The organism is Pseudomonas sp. LS1212 (assembly GCF_024741815.1).
GTDB lineage: Bacteria > Pseudomonadota > Gammaproteobacteria > Pseudomonadales > Pseudomonadaceae > Aquipseudomonas.
Genome location: NZ_CP102951.1, coordinates 943,402 through 958,253 on the forward strand (window position 1 = coordinate 943,402; position 14,852 = coordinate 958,253).

Genomic DNA, 14,852 nt, shown 5'->3' on the forward strand with positions numbered 1-14,852 from the left:
GGCATAAAAAAAACGCCCCGAAGGGCGTTCTTTTATGGGTGCGAATCAGGCGTAGCTTTGTGCTGCGCTGTTGTTCTCCACCAGGCCCAGGCATTCGTCGCTATGGGTGCTGACCTTGCGGTACAGCGCAGCGTCGGATTCCAGGGCCTTTTCCCGAGCAGGGAAGATTTCCTTGAGCTTGGCAGCCCAGACCGTGCAGGTTTTTTCCGGGAAGCAGCGTTCGATCAGTTCGAGCATGATCGAGACCGTCACCGAGGCGCCTGGCGATGCACCCAGCAGGGCGGCGAGCGAGCCGTCCTTGGCCGAGACCAGTTCGGTGCCGAACTGCAGGACGCCGCCTTTTTTCGGGTCTTTCTTGATGATCTGCACGCGCTGACCAGCGACTTCCAGGCGCCAGTCTTCAGCCTTGGCCTGCGGATAGAAGCGGCGCAGCGATTCCAGGCGTTGCTCCATGGACTGCATCACTTCGCTCATCAGATACTTGGTCAAGTCCATGTTGTCGCGAGCCACGGCCAGCATCGGGCCGATGTTGGCGGCGCGAACCGACATCGGCAGGTCGAGGAACGAGCCATGCTTGAGGAACTTGGTGGTGAAACCGGCGTAGGGGCCGAACAGCAGGGAAGTCTTGCCGTCGACGACGCGGGTATCCAGGTGGGGTACCGACATGGGCGGCGAACCGACCGCTGCCTGGCTGTAGACCTTGGCCTGGTGCTGTTTTACCACTTCCGGGTTGTCGCAGCGTAGCCACTGGCCGCTGACCGGGAAACCACCAAAGCCCTTGCCTTCTTCGATGCCAGACAGTTGCAGCAGCGGCAGGGCCGCGCCACCGGCGCCAAGGAACACGAAGCGGGCGTCGACTTCGCGGGTCGAACCGCTGTTGACGTCCTTGATGCTGACGGTCCAGCCATTGGATTTGTTACGGCTAAGGCTGGTGACCTTCTTGCAGTACTTGACCTGGGCATCGGGTGCGCTGGCCAGGTGCTTGAGCAATTTGTTGGTCAGTGCGCCGAAGTTGACGTCGGTGCCGTTCATGCAGCGGGTGGCGGCGATTTTCTGGTCGGCAGGGCGCCCAGGCATCATCAGCGGCATCCACTGGGCCATGGTGGCCTTGTCTTCGGAGTATTCCATTTCGGCGAAGGCATGGTGCTGCTTGAGCAGTTCATAGCGCTTCTTCAGGAAATCGATGCCCTTGTCACCTTCAACGTAGCTCAGGTGCGGCACCGGAGCGATGAAGGACTTGGACGAGCCAAATGTGCCTTTCTTGGTCAGATAGGACCAGAATTGCTTCGACACCTCGAACTGGGCGTTGATGTGCACGGCTTTCTTGATGTCGACGGAACCGTCGGCAGCCTGTGGCGTGTAGTTCAACTCACACAGCCCGGCGTGGCCGGTCCCGGCATTGTTCCAGGGGTTGGAACTTTCCGCGGCACCGGAGTCCATCAACTCGACGACTTCCAGCTTGATCGCCGGGTCGAGTTCCTTGAGCAGTACTGCCAGGGTGGCACTCATGATGCCGGCCCCTACCAATACCACGTCGACTGCTTCGTTCTGCGCCATGTAACGCGTCTCCAAAATCTTCAGCACCAAATTGACAGCATAGGATCCTGACGTATGCCAGGATCGCCATGTCCGATTCTTCGCAATTCCTGCAACTTCAGCGGACGCTACCTTTCGGGCTATCGAGTCCATATGAACTCATTTTACGGCCCGGGCGGCAATTCGACTTATGGCCGAGGCATCCGTTTTGCGTAGTGGACAGGCATCAGGCTCCCATCGTGAATGAGGAGTCCATGCAGCTCATCAGGGTTGATCGGGACACAGTCGGTGCTTTTACACATGCCAAACTATTCATTGCTCGCCACACTCTCGTGAAGTTGTGAAAACCCGTTTTTTCACGCTCTTTTGGAGTCGTGAACCTCAAAAAGGGCTGCGCGGGGCAGCTCTGGCAGGCCAGAGGAAGAGATGGGCGCCGAAAAAAGGCGGGTGCACATCCAGCTCACATGACCTGTGTGGGCGGCTCTCTGTGGGCGGTGCGGGGGAGCTGATGCAATGCGTCAGCGATGCTGCGAGGCCCGATCAGGAGACGTCCTTATAATCGGGGGGAGATTATAGCGATGAAATGCGCAGAATTGATGTTAATTAACTGACTTTTATTGGCGCGTCGGTCAGGCGGTTAGGGCGCGTTGCATCCGGTTGAGTTCGGGACGACGGGTAAGGTGGGCACTGGCGGGCAGAAACTGGCCCAGCCACTGCAGGCGAATTTCATTGATTTCCACCCAGCCGGCGCCGACCGGTGGCTGAGAGCATTGCTTGAACGCCTGGCAGCGGCCATTGCCATCGAGCCGGGCAAAGCAGCGGTAAGCCCTGCGGGGAAAAAACCATGACCATAGGGATTGCATCACGTGTCACCTCTTCTGAACTGCCTGCAAGGTTGCCCCATTGGCATGACATGCGCGTGACAGGAACTGGCTTTGCGCCGATGGGTCTGACAGTAACCAGTGCCGATGATCTCTGGTGAGTCCCATGCGGGGCCCGGTATACTGCGGCCCTATTTAGAGCCAATTGCTGGAGAGATGAGCATGTTGCAACGCCTGTTGTTCGGTTTGATCGCTGTGACCAGTCTGACCCTGGCCGGTTGTGCCCACAGTCCGCAACAGCTCAGCCCGCAGCCCAAGCTCACCGCCCAGCTTGCACCGGTCGGCCATGGTCAGCCGGTGGTAGTGAAGGTTGTCGACGGGCGTGCCTCGCCAACCCTGGGTACGCGCGGTGGCCTGTACCCGGAAACCAGCGCTATCAGCGTCCCTGCCAATGATATCCTGCCCAAGCTGCAGGCCCAGGCCGAAGCCGCCGTGCGCCTGCTGGGCTTCACGCCAACGCCGAACGCATACAACGCGCCGCAGTTGACCGTGACCCTGGCCGATCTGAAGTATCAGTCGCCCAAGGAAGGCCTGTACGTGACCGAGGCCACCATCAGCGCCACCTTCCGCGCCGATGTCGCCAACGCCAACCGCCGCTACAGCGGTCGCTACGGCGCGTCCCTGGACCAGCGCTTCGGCATGGCCCCCAACCAGCAAACCAACACCAAGCTGGTCAGCGACGTGCTCAGCGACGCCCTGACCCGTTTGTTCAAGGACCCGACCGTGGGCCAGGTACTGGGCGAGTAAGGTTCAAGCTGCAAGCTTCGAGCAGCAAAAATAAAGCCGGTGCCATCCTTGGGGTGACATCGGTTTTTTTTGTTCCAGGGTTGGGTCATTGGTCGTAAAGGAAAGGTTTTTTCGGGCGGCTTGGGTAAACTTCGCGCCGCCTGAACGGTTTCGATTGGCTTTTATTCGAGGTTTTCGATGTCGCTGCAAGTGATCTGGTCGCTGTTCGCTTCCCACCCGGCCAAGTTGGTCAATGTCCTGGCCTTGCTGTTCGCCTGCCCGGGCGCCTGGTTGTTGCATGCCACTCGTCGTCGCGAGCAGCTGGCGGTGGGTAGTGTTGTTGCGCAGGGTGAACAGCGCGGTGTCGATGGCCGGACCTTGAAGATGAACCGGTTTTTTTATCGGTTTGGCTTTGGGTGCCTGGGGGTGGCGCTGCTGGTGTCGTGGATCAGCACGAAGCTCTGATTTTTACGACCGCTTCGCGGTCGATCGCGGGCAAGCCCGCTCCCACAGAGATGGTGCGGACCACGCAACCCCCTTGTGGGAGCGGGCTTGCCCGCGATGAGGCCCTCACTTACAACGCAAGCCCCGCCTTGACCCGGTACTGATTACGCACCGGCGTCGCATATTGTTGCACCAGGTACGGCCGGTGCTCGGCCGGGCAAGCGTCCAGGCGACGTTGCCACTCAGCCCTGGCGCGCTCCAGCTCATCGGCGGCAAACACCTTCTCGGCACTGGGAACCTGCAGCGTCGGGTCGGCATCGGCCCATTGCGCGTAGGCCAGGTAGTGCGCCGGGAACAGCCGGTAGCCGCCGAGAATCTGCCGATCGATCTCCACCGCCAACTGCTTGGTATCGTCGAATTGTCCGGTGATCGGCGCTGCAAAGTTCACGTGCACCCGCCCTTTGTAGCCGGTGATGCCCTGGGCGATGCTGACGTCATCTTCGCCCGGTGCCTTGCTGTAGGTGCCGGTGGTGGCGCGTATGTACAGCTCGCGGGCCTTGGCCTGGTCACAGGGGTCGTATTCATAGCTGATCGACACCGGCGTCAGGTTCAACGAGCCAATGACCTCGGCGAACGGCTCATCCTTGCGGCTCATGTGGAACATCTTGAGGATCGCCGAATCGGTACGGTCGTCGCCGTCCTTGGCACGGCCTTCGGCCTGGGCAATCCAGATCGACTGGCAATCGTTGCGAATCGAATGGTTGATATAGGCCGAGAGCAGTTGATAGGCCGCCATCTTTTCGCGTCGCCCGGTAATGGAGCGGTGCACGATGAAACTCTTGTTCAGGCGCATCAGATCGCTGACGAAAGGCTTCTGCAGCAGGTTGTCACCGATGGCGATGCGCGGCGTCGGCAGGCCGGCGTGGTACACGGCGTAGTTGACGAACGCCGGGTCCATCACGATATCGCGATGGTTGGCCAGGAACAGGTAGGCACTGCCTGTCTTGAACTGCTCCACGCCGGTATAGGTCACACCATCAGTGGCCTTGGCAATTGTATGGTCGACATAAACCTCGACTTTATCCTGCAAGGTCGAGACGCAATTGACCCCGGCGAACTCGCGGCGCAGTCGATGAGCTATAAGTGGTTTGAGCAACCAGCCGAAGGTGCCCGCAATGCGCGGGAAGCGGAAGTGGGTGAGGATATCGAGGAACGCCTGATCGCTGAGCAACCGTGCCAGAACGGCAGGTACCTCGGCGTCGTCGTAAGGTCGGATGGCATCGAATTCGCCCATCATGCTCTCTTGTTGGAAACGGCTAGGGTAATAGTTAAGGCTTTGGTCTGAAAATTGGCTCAGACTCGAATCGGGCCTTCAAATAGACCGGCGATTATACGCACAAGTCACCTGGGAGACCGCGATGCTGGTAACTGACCGATATGATTGCCCGTATTGTGGCGAAGAGTGCGAGGCGGTGCTCGATCTGTCTGGTGGCGATCAACAGTATGTCGAGGACTGCCCGGTGTGCTGTCGCCCGATTGTTTTCAAACTTCAGACCGATGGTGAAGAGTGGATGCTCGACGTGTACAGCGAGAATGAATGATGGAACGCATCTACGAGCCGGAAAACCTGCTGGAAGCCGAGTTGCTGCTGGGGATGCTGGCCAGCGAAGGCGTCGAGGCCTACCTGGCCGGCCGCGATCTGGTGGGCGGGGTGGGTGAGCTGCCGCCCCTCGGTCTGCTGAGCCTGACGGTGGAGAACGACCAGGCCGATTACGCACGGCAGTTGATCGCCGAGTACAATGCAGCCCTGCCGCTTCCGGGCGAAGAACCGGATAGTTTTCCCGGCACGCTGGTCTGTTGACCGGTGGCCGGCTACCCAAGAGTCTTGTTGCCCCATGTGTGGACGCTATGCGCTGTTTCGTTGGTCCCCTGCATTCGCTTCGTTACCCGGTTTCCCGGCCGATCAGAAGGCGCAGTGGAACATTTCGCCTGGCGATTCGGTGCTCATCCAGCGCAGTACCGATGGCCAGCTCGATCTGGCTCGTGCGCGCTGGGGGCTGACCCCGGCCTGGTTGACCGACCTGTCGCGCACGCCGGCCCATGCCCGGGCGGAAACCCTGGCCGAGCAGCCGATGTTTCGTGAAGCGTTTCGTCTGCGCCGCTGCCTGCTGCCGGCCAACGGCTTCTACGAATGGCGCGGCACGGTGCGCAAGCGTCCCTACTGGCTGACCCCGGGGGAGGGGTCATCACTGTTTTTCGCCGCGGTATGGGAAGCGTATCCCGTGCAGGGGCAGGTCTGGCTGAGCACTGCGGTGGTGACCCAGGCGGCCGTCAATCAACGGCGCCCGCTGATACTCGATGCCGCAGGGCAAGCCGCCTGGCTGGATGCCGATACGCCATTGCCGGCCTTGCAGTCATTGTTGGCCAGCCCCCAGGCGCCGCTGCGTGAACGAGCGCTGAGTAATCTTGTCAATGATCCGAAGCTCAACGCGCCGGAGTGCCTGACGCCGGCTTGAGGCCGGCTTCGATCAAGGTGGCGCATCTACATTTGTCGGCCTGGGATACCGGCCGAGTTTCCAAGGGGTTTTTCATGCGTAAGTCATTTGTCGTCGGCGCCTTGAGTGCCAGTGTCCTGCTCAGTGGCTGCCAGGCGGTCAACACCACCAGTGCCGGTGCGGTGGGTGTCGAGCGCCAGCAATACATGTTCAGCATGCTGTCGACGGACCAGGTCAACCAGATGTACGCCCAGTCCTACCAGCAGACCCTGGGGGAGGCCTCCAGCAAGGGCGTGCTGGACAAGACCAGTACCGATGCCAGGCGGGTCCGGGCGATTGCCGATCGCCTGATCGCCCAGACACCGAAATTTCGCCCCGATGCGGCGCAGTGGCAGTGGGAAGTCAATCTGATCAAGAGCGATGAGCTCAACGCCAACTGCGGTCCGGGCGGCAAGATTTTTTTCTACAGCGGGCTGATCGACAAGCTGAAGCTGAGCGACGATGAGATCGCAGCGGTCATGGGCCATGAAATCGCTCACGCCTTGCGCGAGCATGGCCGCGAAGCCATGTCCAAGGCCTATGGCATAGAAATGGCGAAGACGGGGGCCGGTGCCCTGCTTGGTCTGGGTCAGAGCAGCATGGCGCTTGCCGACACGGTCGTGCAATACAGCCTGACCCTGCCCAACAGCCGCAGCAACGAAAACGAGGCTGACCTGATCGGCCTGGAGCTGGCGGCGCGGGCCGGGTACAACCCGAATGCGGCAATCACCTTGTGGAACAAGATGACCGCCGTATCGGGTGGTTCGCAGCCGGAGTTCATGAGCACTCACCCGGCCTCCGCCAGCCGGATTGAAGCATTGGAAGCGGCGATACCCAAGGTCATGCCGCTGTATGAGCAGGCCAGGAAATCCTGATACAGCTCACTGCAACAACTGCCGCTGCCGAAGGCTCGGTGCGCCGCTGCGACGCTCGCGTGCGAAGCGCGCGCAAGATCTCTAGATCGCCGGGGAGCCCCTGCGGGTCTCCGGCGCAGCCTGGCGGCAGCGGCTACGCCCACCGAGGTACGCCGACCCCATGTAGCAGCTGCCGTAAGGCTGCGTCCGCTTCCCGTCAGGACACCCAGCCGCTGACCTGCATCGCCGTGTACACCGCTACCGACGCCAGGACGAAGAAGGCGCTGGCCGCCAGACGGCGAATCAAGGTCAGTGGCAGCTTCTCGGCGGCAAAGTTGCCCGCCAGCACCACCGGTACGTTGGCAATCAGCATGCCCAGGGTGGTACCGATGATGACCAGCCACAGGTGCGGGTATTGTGCGGCGAGCATGACCGTGGCGATCTGGGTCTTGTCACCGATCTCGGCAATGAAGAAAGCGATCAGGGTCGTCAGGAATGGCCCGAAGCGTCGTGCGGTGCTGGCCTCGTCATCGTCCATCTTGTCCGGCACCAGGGTCCATAATGCAGTGGCGGCGAAGCTGGCGGCGAGAGTCCAGTGCAGGGTTGCATCGCTGAAGAAGCTGCTGAACCAGGCACCTACGGCGCCAGCGGCGGCGTGGTTTGCCAGGGTCGCAGCAATGATGCCGGCGATGATTGGCCAGGGTTTGCGAAAGCGCGCGGCCAGGATCAGTGCGAGCAATTGGGTCTTGTCGCCGATTTCGGCCAAGGCCACGATCGCGGTGGGGACGAGCAGGGATTCCAGCATCAGGGTTTTCCTACGGGGGCGGGCCGACACGGCTATGACACGTACAGCCTCCCCGCCCCGGGTAAGGTGTGCGTGTCATAGGTCTTGTCAAACCCTGAGGTCCGTCTGTGCGGACTTCGGGTCGCATGCGCCATGGCCTGTGGACCAAGTATGTTGACGCATGCCGGACGAGCTGGCGCTCGTGGGAGACTACTCCCCTAGGACGGTGCGGATTCTGCCTAGGCAAAGCCGATTGGGCAAGTGAAGTTTTTAACCGCGTGTTGCCTGATAGATCTTGAAGCCCTGGCCTTGGGCGCGAACCTGGCACTCGCCGAAGCGCTCCTCGATCAGCGGTTGATAGCGCAGGAAACTATTGGCTACCAGTCGAAGTTCGCCGCCTTTTTTCAGATGTTCGGCTGCTTTTCTCAACATGGTTTCCGAGGCTTGGTAGTCGGTGTGCACCCCGGTGTGGAACGGCGGATTGCTCAGGATCGCATTGAGCCCCCTGGGGGCGGCGTCGATGCCATCACCGCAGATGACTTCTCCGGTCAGACCATTGGCGGCCAGGGTCAGGCGACTGCTGGCGGCGGCGAAGGCGTCGACATCGAGCAGGGTCAACTGGATTTGCGGATAACGGCGTTTGATGGCTGCACCCAGCACCCCGGCTCCACAGCCAAAGTCCAACACGTGGCCATCAGGCAGATTGTCCAGGTGTTCGAGCAACAGCGCCGTCCCGCGATCGAGCCGGCCATGGCTGAATACGCCCGGCAGGCTGACGATTTCCAGCGGGCCCTCGGCCAGTGGCAGGCTGTAGCGTTGCGCCAGGTTTTCGAGTTCGACCGCTGGCGGCGGCGTCTCGATCACTACCTGCCACAGCTGGCAATGCCGGGCGCTGTCGAGTTTGCGTGGCTTGCCGAACGCGTGCAGTTGCTTGGCCGCGCCCTCGATGCCGCCGCGTTTTTCCCCGACCAGGTACAGCTCGCGGCCAGCCAGGCGCGAGGCCAGGGCGTTGAGCAGGTAGTTGGCCAGGTCGCGGGACTTGGGCAAGAACAGCACCGCGGCTTCGAACGGCTGCTCCGGTACCGTGACGCCAAACTGGCTACGGCCGGCGAAGCGCGCGTCGAGCGCCGCCTGGTCGCCGGCGTGCCAGCTCCAGCCATGGGCCTTGGGCAGTTTCCCGAGCAGGTCATCGGCAGGCAGCCCGGCCAACATCAGCGGGCCCTGGAACAATTCTGCCTGTCGAAGCAACACTTCACTGCGCGAGTCCATGGAAGGCTCCTGAAAAAGTGGCGAAGTCTACCAGAGCCGGCCGGCTCAGCTGACTACCCGGCGTGGTGCGTCGGCGAAAAAAGCCTGGGCGTTCTCCATCAACTGGTCGACGATACGTTGCCGTGCCTCTCGGCTGCCCCAGGCGCAGTGCGGGGTGACGATCAGGCGAGGAATGTCGGCGGCCAACAAAGGGTTGCCGTGCACAGGCGGTTCGACGCTGAGCACGTCGGTCGCCGCGCCGCCGAGGTGGCCGCTGCGCAGGGCATCGGCCAGGGCCTGCTCGTCGATCAGGCCGCCGCGGCCGGTATTGATGACAAAGGCGCCGGGCTTGAGCTGGTTCAGTTGGGCGGCGCCGATCATATGCAGGGTATTTTCGTTGAGCGGGCAGTGCAGGGTCAGGGCATCGACCTGCGGCAGCAGTTCATCCAGGGCCAGGCGGTCGGCGCGTTCCGGCCGGCCGGGCAACTGGCCCAGCAGCACACGCATGCCAAAGGCTTCGGCCAGGCGGCCGACCGCGCTGCCCAGTTCGCCATGGCCGAGCAGACCGAGGGTCTTGCCTTCCAGTTCGACGATCGGAAAGTCCAGCAGGCAGAACTGTCTGGACTGTTGCCAGCGCCCCTCGGCCACGACCTTCTGATAGTCGGGCAGGCGCGTCGCCAGGGCGAGCAGCAGCATCAAGGTGTGCTGGGCAACCGACGGGGTGCCATAGCCCTGACAGTTGCTCACGCAAATGCCCTGGGCGCGGGCGGCGTCCAGATCGACATTGTTGGTGCCAGTGGCGGCGACCAGGATCAGTTTCAAGTCCGGGCAGGCAGCCAGGGTCTGGGCGTCGAGCATGACCTTGTTGCTGATGACGACGCTGGCCCCCTGCAAGCGTTCGCGCACCTGCTGCGGCGAGCTGGAGGGGTACACCTGCAATTGATCGAAGCAGCCCTGCAAGCCACTGAGGTCGAGGTCGCCAAGGTCCAGCGAGCTGTGATCGAGGAAGACGGCGCGGCGATTGTTACTCATCAACTGTACCTTTTGTGCTGCCTGGTGAAGGGGTAATGTTACCAGCCTGACACAGCTGTTTCCGAAGTTGCCTTGGAGGCTCCATGTACTGGACCGAATTTCTTGCCGTTGCCCTGATTCACCTGCTGGCGGTGGCCAGCCCCGGTCCCGATTTCGCCGTGGTGGTGCGCGAGAGCGTGACCCATGGCCGCCGCGCAGGCACCTGGACCGCATTGGGCGTGGGTACCGCGATCTTCCTGCATGTGGGGTATTCGCTGTTGGGCATCGGCCTGATCGTGTCCCAGTCGATCGTACTGTTCAATGCCTTGAAGTGGGCGGCGGCAGCGTACCTGGTCTACATCGGTATCAAGGCACTGCGCGCAGGCCCGGCGAGCCCGGAGGCTGCGGCCGTGGCCGCTTCGACGGTCGAGCGCACCCCGCGTGGCGCCTTCGTCGCCGGTTTCATGACCAACGGCTTGAACCCCAAGGCGACCCTGTTCTTCCTGTCGCTGTTCACGGTCGTGATCAACCCGCATACGCCGCTGGCGGTACAGGCTGGCTACGGAGTCTACCTGGCCGTGGCCACCGGGGTGTGGTTCTGCCTGGTGGCGATGCTGTTCAGCCAGCAACGCGTGCGCGCAGGCTTCGCGCGGATGGGCCACTGGTTCGACCGGACCATGGGCGCGGTATTGGTGGCGTTGGGCATCAAGATCGCCTTCACCGAAATGCATTGATCCGGCGGGGTTGATTCAGGGCGCTCAGGTGAGGCGAGCGTCCTGAACGCGCCCCGGCGTTAACGGCGCGTTCCAAATCATTCCTTCGGCTGATTTGGATGTAACACGAGGGATCTAGAGTGTGAGTGTCTTTGCCAAGCCTTTGAACTCAGAAAAGGGATCCTTATGTTGCAGACTCGCGTAATTCCGCCAGCCGACGGCGCCTACCAGTACCCTCTGTTGATCAAACGGCTGCTGCTGTCGGGCAGCCGCTACGAGAAAACTCGCGAGATCGTCTACCGGGACCAGCTGCGCTACAACTACCTGACCCTCAACGAACGCATTGCGCGCCTGGCCAATGTGCTGACGCAAGCCGGAGTCAAGGCCGGCGATACCGTCGCGGTGATGGACTGGGACAGTCATCGCTATCTGGAATGCATGTTCGCCATCCCGATGATCGGCGCGGTGATCCACACCATCAACGTGCGCCTGTCTCCCGAACAGATTCTCTACACCATGAACCATGCCGAAGATCGCTTCGTGCTGGTCAACAGCGATTTCGTCGGGCTCTACCAGAGCTTTGCCGGCCAACTGACGACGGTCGAGAAGACCCTGCTGATTACCGATGGCGCCGAAAAGACCGCCGAGCTACCGAATCTGCTGGGCGAATACGAACAGCTGCTGGCTGCGGCCAGCCCGGTGTACGACTTCCCGGACTTCGACGAAAATTCGGTCGCCACAACCTTTTACACCACCGGCACCACTGGCAACCCGAAGGGCGTGTACTTCACTCACCGGCAACTGGTGTTGCACACCCTGGCCGCGGCGACGGTGACGGGCAGTGTCGACAGCGTTCGGCTATTGGGCACGAACGATGTGTACATGCCGATTACCCCAATGTTCCATGTCCATGCCTGGGGTATCCCTTACGTGGCGACCATGCTCGGGCTCAAACAGGTCTACCCGGGCCGTTATGAGCCGGACCTGCTGGTCGAACTGTGGCGCCGTGAACAAGTCAGCTTTTCCCACTGCGTGCCGACCATCCTGCAAATGCTGCTCAATGCCAAGGGCGGCCAGGGTGTCGACTTCAATGGCTGGAAAATCATCATCGGCGGCAGTGCACTGAACCATGTCTTGTACGAAGCGGCCAAGGCTCGTGGTATTCAACTGACAGCGGCCTACGGGATGTCGGAAACCTGCCCGCTGATCTCCTGCGCGCACCTGAACGAGGAGTTGCTGGCCGGCAGCGAAGACGAGCGCATCACTTACCGGATCAAGGCCGGCGTACCTACGCCATTGGTCGACGCAGCCATTGTCGACTGCGATGGCAACTTCCTGCCCGCCGATGGCGAGTCCCAGGGTGAGTTGGTATTGCGTGCGCCCTGGTTGACCATGGGCTACTTCCGCGAGCAAGAGAAGGGTGCCGAACTCTGGGAAGGCGGCTGGCTGCATACCGGTGATGTCGCAACGCTCGACAGCATGGGGGTAATCGATATTCGCGACCGGATCAAGGACGTGATCAAGACGGGCGGCGAATGGGTTTCGTCATTGGACCTCGAAGACCTGATCAGCCGGCACCCGGCGATACGTGAGGTAGCAGTGGTCGGGATCGCCGATCCGCAATGGGGCGAGCGGCCCTTCGCGTTACTGGTTGTGCATGAGGGCCAGTCAATAGATGCCAAGGCGCTCAAGGAGCATCTCAAGCCTTTCGTGGAGCTTGGGCACATCAACAAATGGGCCATTCCCAGCCAGATCGCGCTTGTTACTGAAATTCCCAAAACCAGCGTCGGCAAGCTCGACAAGAAGCGTATCCGCCTGAATGTCACTGAGTGGCAAGCCACCAACAGCACCTTCCTCTCGACGCTTTGACGCGTCCCTTGCCGTGCCCGAAAAGGCACGGCAAGCCCACCAAGCAAGCGCTTGGCTTGTCAAACCCTGTTTTTCAGCCATTCTTGCCACTGCCATATGGCGGGATGGACACAATGGCCGTGCCAGTGCGGTTGGAGACTGCAAATCACACTTTAGAGGGATCAAGCAGTACTACCTGCTGGCTATAGTCGGGTCAGGGGATTTTTAGGAACGAAGGTCTGCGCAAATGAATGCGCACTGCCACTTTGGCCGATCAGGAACATGTCAAAACACCTGTCGATCGAGGCGTTTTTAGAAGGACTCACTGCCATAAAAATAAAAGTACATGGAGTAGCGTCGATGACATCAGTAAACCAGTTCTGGCGCCGGGCGAAACTTCCCCTGGCCGTCAGTCTCGCTTCTACGCTCGCCGGTCCTGCATTCGGCGTCAGTTTCAACATCGGGGAGATTGAAGGTCAATTCGACTCGTCGCTGTCCATCGGCGCCAGCTGGTCGACCGAAAACCCCAACAAAAACCTGATTGGCGTCAACAACGGCGGCAGTGGACTGTCCCAGACGTCCGATGACGGCCACCTGAACTTCAAGAAAGGCGAAACCTTCTCGAAGATCTTCAAGGGTATCCATGACCTGGAGCTGAAATACGGCGATAGCGGGGTTTTCGTGCGCGGCAAGTACTGGTACGACTTCGAGCTCAAGGACGAAAGCCGCGAGTTCAAGGACATCAGCGACTCCAACCGCAAGGAAGGCGCCAAGTCTTCCGGCGGGCAGCTTCTCGACGCCTTCATCTACCACAATTACGCGATTGCCGAGCAACCGGGTTCCGTGCGTCTCGGTAAGCAAGTGGTGAGCTGGGGCGAGAGTACCTTCATCCAGAGCGGCATCAACGCCATCAACCCGGTCGACGTCTCGGCATTCCGCCGTCCGGGCGCCGAGATCAAGGAAGGCCTGATCCCGGTCAACATGTTCTATGTTTCGCAAAGTCTGACCGACAACCTCTCCGCCGAGGCCTTCTATCAGTTGGAGTGGGACCAGACAGTCGTCGATAACTGCGGCACCTTCTTCTCCCAGCCGGACATCATCGCCGACGGTTGCGACGATAACCTGCGGCTATTGAACAAGCGCTCCGCGGTTCCGGCCGCCGCCCTGCCATTCCTCGCTTCGCGTGGCGTGGACATCAACCAAGAAGGCGTGTTGGTCCGTCGTGGCCCCGACCGTGATGCCCGTGACAGCGGTCAATTCGGCGTTGCCTTGCGTTACATGTTCGACCCGCTGGATACCGAATTCGGCGCCTACTTCATGAACTATCACAGCCGTAACCCGATCTTCAGCGCAAGCGCCGCCGCGCCATCGGTGTATGCCGGGCTCGCCAGCCTGCCGGCTTCGCTGCGACCATTGGCGCCGCTGATCGTGGCGGGCAACTCCAGCTACTTCGTCGAGTACCCTGAAGACATTCGCCTCTATGGCTTGAGCTTCTCCACCACCTTGCCTACCGGTACCGCCTGGAGCGGTGAGATCAGCTATCGGCCAAATGCGCCGGTGCAGTTGAACTCCACGGATATCCTGTTCGCCGCCGTGCGTCCGATCGGTGGTTCGCTGGCCAACGCCTCGCTGCTCAACGCCGTGCCGGGACAGGACCTGCATGGTTACACCCGCAAGGAAGTCACCCAGTTCCAGACGACCCTGACGCACTTCTTCGATCAAGTGATGGGGGCCGAGCGGCTGACCCTGGTCGGTGAAGTTGGCGTGACCCAGGTCGGCGGCCTGGAGAGCACCTCCAAGATGCGTTACGGCCGTGATCCGGTCTACGGTCCAGGCGAACTGCCTGCCACCGGCGGCCTCAATACCTGCTCGCAGATCCTCAACACCAACACCATCAACGGCGCAGGCCCGGGTGCGGCCACCAACAACCGCAGCCGCAACTGCAACGACGACGGCTTTACCACGGCGACTTCATGGGGTTATCGCATGCGCGCCATCTGGGACTACAACGACGTTTTCGCCGGGGTCAACCTCAAGCCTAGCGTGGCCTGGTCTCACGACGTCGACGGCTACTCGCCAGGCCCTGGCGGTAACTTCGAGGAAGGTCGCAAGGCCGTCAGCCTGGGGCTCGATGCCGAGTACCAGAACACCTATACCACCAGCCTGTCCTACACCAATTTCTTCGACGGCAAGTACACCACCGTGGATGACCGCGACTTCGTTGCACTCAGCTTCGGCGTGAACTTCTAAGCATCCGGATTTCGGGACGAGTA

General features: G+C 61.1%; 15 protein-coding genes and 1 riboswitch. Of the genes, 9 read left to right on the forward strand and 6 right to left on the reverse strand.

The genetic code is table 11. The features are described 5' to 3' along the window. Positions 1–45: 45 nt before the first annotated feature. Positions 46–1,557 carry a malate dehydrogenase (quinone) gene (mqo, locus tag NVV94_RS04265; RefSeq protein WP_258445995.1) on the reverse strand — a complete coding sequence of 504 codons (1,512 nt, stop codon included), beginning with the start codon at positions 1,555–1,557 and terminating at the stop codon, positions 46–48. A gap of 608 nt (positions 1,558–2,165) precedes the next feature. Next, positions 2,166–2,399 carry a hypothetical protein gene (locus NVV94_RS04270; protein ID WP_258445996.1) on the reverse strand — a complete coding sequence of 78 codons (234 nt, stop codon included), beginning with the start codon at positions 2,397–2,399 and terminating at the stop codon, positions 2,166–2,168. A gap of 180 nt (positions 2,400–2,579) precedes the next feature. On the opposite strand from NVV94_RS04270, the gene NVV94_RS04275 reads away from it, so the two are divergent. Together NVV94_RS04275 and NVV94_RS04280 are read left to right on the forward strand one after the other, a co-directional pair. Continuing rightward, the gene (locus tag NVV94_RS04275; protein WP_258445998.1) at positions 2,580–3,164 is read left to right on the forward strand and encodes a YajG family lipoprotein; all 585 of its coding nucleotides are present in this window, start codon (positions 2,580–2,582) and stop codon (positions 3,162–3,164) included. A 177-nt stretch (positions 3,165–3,341) separates the two neighbouring features. Next, a complete protein-coding gene (locus NVV94_RS04280) occupies positions 3,342–3,608 on the forward strand; it encodes a hypothetical protein (RefSeq protein ID WP_258445999.1) in 267 nt (88 codons plus the stop codon). A gap of 109 nt (positions 3,609–3,717) precedes the next feature. Here NVV94_RS04280 and NVV94_RS04285 read toward each other — a convergent pair whose 3' ends face one another. Further along, the gene (locus tag NVV94_RS04285) at positions 3,718–4,884 is read right to left on the reverse strand and encodes a 1-acyl-sn-glycerol-3-phosphate acyltransferase (protein ID WP_258446000.1); all 1,167 of its coding nucleotides are present in this window, start codon (positions 4,882–4,884) and stop codon (positions 3,718–3,720) included. A gap of 121 nt (positions 4,885–5,005) precedes the next feature. Here NVV94_RS04285 and NVV94_RS04290 point away from each other — a divergent pair, with 121 nt between their 5' ends. The 4 genes from NVV94_RS04290 to NVV94_RS04305 all read left to right on the forward strand — a co-directional run bounded on the left by NVV94_RS04290 (position 5,006) and on the right by NVV94_RS04305 (position 6,996). Further along, positions 5,006–5,188 carry a CPXCG motif-containing cysteine-rich protein gene (locus tag NVV94_RS04290; protein WP_258446002.1) on the forward strand — a complete coding sequence of 61 codons (183 nt, stop codon included), beginning with the start codon at positions 5,006–5,008 and terminating at the stop codon, positions 5,186–5,188. Then, positions 5,188–5,448 (forward strand): putative signal transducing protein, encoded by a 261-nt coding sequence (locus tag NVV94_RS04295; protein ID WP_258447618.1) that lies wholly within the window; start codon positions 5,188–5,190, stop codon positions 5,446–5,448. Before NVV94_RS04290 ends, NVV94_RS04295 begins: the two co-directional genes overlap by 1 nt. 34 nt (positions 5,449–5,482) lie before the next feature. Further along, on the forward strand, positions 5,483–6,103 hold the full coding sequence (locus NVV94_RS04300) for an SOS response-associated peptidase (RefSeq protein ID WP_258446003.1): 621 nt from the start codon (positions 5,483–5,485) through the stop codon (positions 6,101–6,103). Between the two features lie 74 nt (positions 6,104–6,177). Beyond that, positions 6,178–6,996, forward strand: coding sequence for a M48 family metallopeptidase (locus NVV94_RS04305; protein WP_258446004.1), 819 nt, complete (start codon positions 6,178–6,180; stop codon positions 6,994–6,996). Positions 6,997–7,192: 196 nt separating this feature from the next. Here the strand turns inward: NVV94_RS04305 and NVV94_RS04310 are convergent, their stop codons facing one another. The 3 genes from NVV94_RS04310 to NVV94_RS04320 form a co-directional block, all read right to left on the reverse strand. Continuing rightward, positions 7,193–7,780: a TMEM165/GDT1 family protein gene (locus tag NVV94_RS04310; protein ID WP_258446005.1), complete on the reverse strand. Its 588-nt coding sequence runs from the start codon at positions 7,778–7,780 to the stop codon at positions 7,193–7,195. 90 nt (positions 7,781–7,870) lie between these two features. After that, positions 7,871–7,990, reverse strand: a riboswitch (yybP-ykoY riboswitch). Positions 7,991–8,029: 39 nt separating this feature from the next. Continuing rightward, a complete protein-coding gene (locus tag NVV94_RS04315) occupies positions 8,030–9,028 on the reverse strand; it encodes a class I SAM-dependent methyltransferase (RefSeq protein WP_258446006.1) in 999 nt (332 codons plus the stop codon). A gap of 45 nt (positions 9,029–9,073) precedes the next feature. Further along, entirely contained in the window at positions 9,074–10,039 is a 966-nt protein-coding gene (locus NVV94_RS04320; protein ID WP_258446007.1) for a 2-hydroxyacid dehydrogenase, read from the reverse strand. An 83-nt stretch (positions 10,040–10,122) separates the two neighbouring features. On the opposite strand from NVV94_RS04320, the gene NVV94_RS04325 reads away from it, so the two are divergent. The 3 genes from NVV94_RS04325 to NVV94_RS04335 all read left to right on the forward strand — a co-directional run bounded on the left by NVV94_RS04325 (position 10,123) and on the right by NVV94_RS04335 (position 14,829). Then, positions 10,123–10,752 carry a LysE family translocator gene (locus tag NVV94_RS04325; protein WP_258446008.1) on the forward strand — a complete coding sequence of 210 codons (630 nt, stop codon included), beginning with the start codon at positions 10,123–10,125 and terminating at the stop codon, positions 10,750–10,752. A gap of 165 nt (positions 10,753–10,917) precedes the next feature. Further along, a complete protein-coding gene (locus tag NVV94_RS04330) occupies positions 10,918–12,600 on the forward strand; it encodes a fatty acid--CoA ligase (RefSeq protein ID WP_258446009.1) in 1,683 nt (560 codons plus the stop codon). A 339-nt stretch (positions 12,601–12,939) separates the two neighbouring features. Further along, complete coding sequence (locus NVV94_RS04335; protein ID WP_258446010.1) at positions 12,940–14,829, forward strand: DUF1302 domain-containing protein; 1,890 nt, start codon at positions 12,940–12,942, stop codon at positions 14,827–14,829. Positions 14,830–14,852 lie beyond the last annotated feature (23 nt).